This is a genomic window from Nonomuraea sp. NPDC002799 (genome assembly GCF_053592075.1).
Genome location: NZ_JBSFVA010000114.1, coordinates 1 through 3,836, shown reverse-complemented (window position 1 = coordinate 3,836; position 3,836 = coordinate 1). Strand labels below are relative to the sequence as shown.

The window sequence follows — 3,836 nt, the reverse complement described above, 5'->3', positions numbered from 1 at the left end:
CGCATGCGCGCAGACAGGATAGGGCCCCGTGTAGGGCCCTTTCTGTTTTCGCTTGGACAGGGCCCCGCGCATCGCGCTGGGCCCTTTCTGTTTTTGCTGCTGGGGAGGGCTCCACGTACTGGGCGGGGCCCTTTCTGCGTTGGAGCGAACGAGGGCCACCCCCTGCAGCCGGGGGTGGCCCTCTCTTGTGTTCGGGGACCTCGTCAGAGGCGCTGCCACAGAGCGGGGACGTTGGATGGTGCCCAGCCCGCCTGCGACAGGTGCCCCTGCAGGCACCGGTAGCTCGCGCCTCCATACGTGACCTGGTCACCCGCCTGGTAGGTCGCCCCAACCTGCCAGGTGCCGCCGCCCGGAGGCGGACTTGTCGGTGGGTCCGTGGGCGGCGTGCCCGGGACGTTGAGCACGAAGTCGAAGGTGCCTTCCCTGGCGGTCCCCACCGTGCGCACGGTCATGAGCAGCCGGGGATCGAAGAGGCTGTCGGTGGTGTTGCGGGGCTCGCCGGGGAAGTAGAGCTGCGACGTCAGGACGGGCCGGCCGGGCGCCTGGGCTTTGACGTGGATGTGCCGCGTCCTGCCCGGATAGAGGCCGGGGACGACAGTGGTGAGCTTGAAGGCCCCCTGGGCGTTGGTGTACTGGTGACCGCGGAAGTTGTACGTGACGTTGTCGTACACGCCGTTCCTGTCGGCCTGCCAGAAGTCCAGCAGCACGTTGGCCAGGGGCTGGCAGGCCAGACCGAAGACGAAACCACTGACGGTCAGTGCCGTGCCCGTGCCGGGCAGGACGGCGCGCTGGGGAGAGTCCGGCTTGAAGTACGGACCTTCCGTCTGCGGAGGCGTGGGGTCGTCGCCGTCGTCGCAGAAGGGCGTGGGGCTGAGCGGGCCGCCGCCGGCGGCCGTGTCGCGGGCCAGGGCGGGCAGGTGCCCGGTCAATAAGGGGACCGGTGCCGCTATGAGAGCCGCTTTGAAGAGCGTCTTTCTCGTGATGCCGCCCGGCTTTCCTGCGCGGGTGTTCTCGCTTTCCACGGTTGCCTCCTTCTGAGCGGCCTGCCTGGGGGGTGGGGCGGGCCGGCTCTCAAGGTGGCATCCACGGGATGGTGGTGAGTACCCTCCAGACTTCTATATGGCCGGCAATATGCTCGCCCCGCGGCTTGAGCGCGTACCGCGGTCAGTAGGGTTGAGGTGTGGACTTTCGTGCGGTTGAACGCGCGATCATGGAGCGTGGCGTCGAGTGGGATTTCGAGCCGACGCTCGACAGGATCGCGGCCCTCCTGGACCTGCTCGGCTCGCCGCAGCAGGCGTACCCGGTCATACACATCGCGGGCACCAACGGTAAGACGAGCACGGCGCGTCTGACCGAGGCGCTGCTCAAGGAGCGCAACCTGCGGGTGGGGCGGTTCACCAGCCCGCACCTGGTCTCGATGCGCGAGCGGATCACCGTGGACGGGGAGTCGCTGAGCGAGGAGCGGTTCGCCGAGGTCTACGAGGAGATCATCCCGTATGTCGAGCTGACCGACACGAAGGGCCGGCGCATTCAGTTCTTCGAGCTGCTGACCGCCATGGCGTTCGCCGCGTTCGCGGACACGCCGGTCGACGTCGCCGTGATCGAGGCCGGCATGGGCGGCTCGTGGGACGCCACGAACGTGGCCGACGGCACCGTGTCGGTGATCACACCCATCTCACTGGATCACACCGATCGGCTCGGGCCCGACATCCCCAGCATCGCAGGCGAGAAGGCGGGCATCATCAAGCCCGGTGCGACGGCCGTGTTCGCCCAGCAGGAGATCGAGGCCGCCGAGGTGCTGATGCGGCGGGCCGCCGACGTCGGCGCGGTGGTGGCGCGTGAGGGGCTCGAATTCGGCGTGCTGAGCCGCGAGGTGGCGGTCGGCGGGCAGCTCATCACGCTGCGCGGGCTCAAGGGTGTCTACGAGGAGGTCTTCCTGCCTCTCTACGGGGCGCACCAGGCGAGCAACGCCGTCTGCGCGCTGGCCGCCGTCGAGGCGCTGAGCGCTGGTGACGATCCGCTCGACGTCGACATCGTGCGCAAGGCGTTCGCGCAGGCCTCGTCCCCGGGCCGCATGGAGGTCGTGCGGCGCACGCCGACGGTCGTGATCGACGCGGCCCACAATCCCGGCGGTATGGTGGCCACCCTCGACGGGCTGCACGAGGCGTTCGACTTCGCCAAGGTCATCGGTGTGGTCGCCGTCATGCGGGACAAGGACGTCGACGGGCTGCTGGAGCTCCTTGAGCCGCTGGTCGACGAGCTCGTCGTCACGCGTAACTCCTCGCCCAGGTCGATGTCCCCCGCCGAGCTGGCGTCCCTGGCGGAGCCGCTCTTCGGTGAGGACCGCGTGCACGTCGTCGACCGGCTCGACGACGCCATCGACCAGGGCATCGCCATGGCCGACGCGGAGGGCGAGTTCAGCGGCACCGGGGTGCTCATCACCGGGTCCGTCGTCACGGCAGGAGATGCGCGGCAACTGCTGAAGGCGGATGGTTCGCTATGAGCTTCGAAGTGACGCCGGGGATGCGCCGGCTGGGCGCATCCGTGCTCGGCATGGAGGCCATCGTGGCGGGGCTCATCACGCCCGTGGCGATCAGCGTCGAAGGTGTCGCGCCCGGCCTCGCCGTGACCGTCGGCATCGGGCTGGCCGTGTTGTGCGTGGTGGCCGCGGGCCTGCTCAAGAAGCCTTTCGGCTACGTGCTCGGCAGCGCCGTACAAGTGCTGGCGATCGGCTCGGGCTTCCTCGTGACGTGGATGTTCTTCCTCGGTGCGCTCTTTGCGGCGCTGTGGATCACCGCGATTATCGTCGCTCGCCGTGTCGAGGGCGCTACTTCCCGCTAAAGTCGGCCAACATGGCCGTCCCCCCGATCCAGCGGTCGCCTCATTCGGCTGGCCTCAGACATCCATGGTTGCTTGACACGGTGCTCGGGCTTCTCGTCGTGGCCGCGCTGCCACTGGCGATCGTCGCGATTCCCAACACCCTCTCCGTCGTGGCCAGGCTGCTGCCAGGCGACATCGACCGGGTGGCGTTAATGCGGACGCATGGGCTCGCCTTGCCTGCCCTGATGCTCACCGTTCCACTCGCCGCCGTGGCGCTGCGCCGGTTCCAGGTGGCCCATCTGCTGGTCGGCGCGCTGGCGCTGATGGCTCTGTCGGATGCCGCCGGTGGTTATGCGGCGTCCGAGATGGTCGTCGGAGCCGTACGCGTGCTGCGCGGCGCAGGCGCGGGCGTGGTCGTCGTCGCCACCCTGGCGGCGGTCTGGGATCGCGCGCCGGTGCTGCGGGCGTTGTGGGTGGGGACGTTCAGCCTGAGCCTGCTCGCGGCACAGGCGCTGGCGCTCTGGCCGCTCGACGACGTGAGTAGCTGGAAGATCACGCTGCAGCCCTATCCGATGGTGACCGGGGTGGCGCTCGGGCTGGCCGCGACCTACCTGGTGGCCTGGATGGTGCTGGGCCGTCCGGCCGCGCACCGTCCCGACGCTCACGAACGCCGCCGGCTGCTGCTGGCCGCCGTGCCCGCGGCGGGCATCGCCGTCGCGGCGATCAGCACCGCGACCGTGGGCTGGCAGGCGACCCAGGTGATCCTGCTGGCCGCTCTCGCGATCGCCGGGCTGCTGGCGCTGGCCTCGATCGGCAGTGCGGAGAGCCGGACGATGGCGTACTCGATGGTGGCGGTCGGCGTGGTGCTGCTGCCGAGCGCCGCGCAGGTCACGCTGGTCGAAATGGGCGGCCTCGGCGGGCCGGGCCTGAAGGCGCCCTCGATGACGCGTAGCAGCTCGTCACGGGAGCCCAGGAGGCTGACCATCGGGTATTCGTCCGGAATCAGCACCTTGGCT

Annotated in this window: 4 protein-coding genes; 3 read left to right on the top strand and 1 reads right to left on the bottom strand. The window is 69.5% G+C overall.

The window, feature by feature from the left end; translation table 11 throughout:
* Window positions 1-203 precede the first annotated feature (203 nt).
* Entirely contained in the window at window positions 204-1,022 is an 819-nt protein-coding gene (locus ACWD0F_RS51840; RefSeq protein ID WP_449890505.1) for a carbohydrate-binding protein, read from the bottom strand.
* 188 nt (window positions 1,023-1,210) lie between these two features.
* Between ACWD0F_RS51840 and ACWD0F_RS51835 the strand changes: the two genes are divergently transcribed.
* The 3 genes from ACWD0F_RS51835 to ACWD0F_RS51825 form a co-directional block, all read left to right on the top strand.
* A complete protein-coding gene (locus ACWD0F_RS51835; RefSeq protein WP_449890507.1) occupies window positions 1,211-2,503 on the top strand; it encodes a bifunctional folylpolyglutamate synthase/dihydrofolate synthase in 1,293 nt (430 codons plus the stop codon).
* Window positions 2,500-2,841, top strand: a complete 342-nt coding sequence (locus ACWD0F_RS51830) for a DUF4233 domain-containing protein (RefSeq protein WP_449890503.1) — start codon at window positions 2,500-2,502, stop codon at window positions 2,839-2,841. The genes ACWD0F_RS51835 and ACWD0F_RS51830 overlap by 4 nt, the downstream gene beginning before the upstream one ends.
* Before the next feature lie 68 nt (window positions 2,842-2,909).
* On the top strand, window positions 2,910-3,836 hold a 927-nt coding region (locus ACWD0F_RS51825), incomplete at its 3' end, for a hypothetical protein (RefSeq protein WP_449890501.1).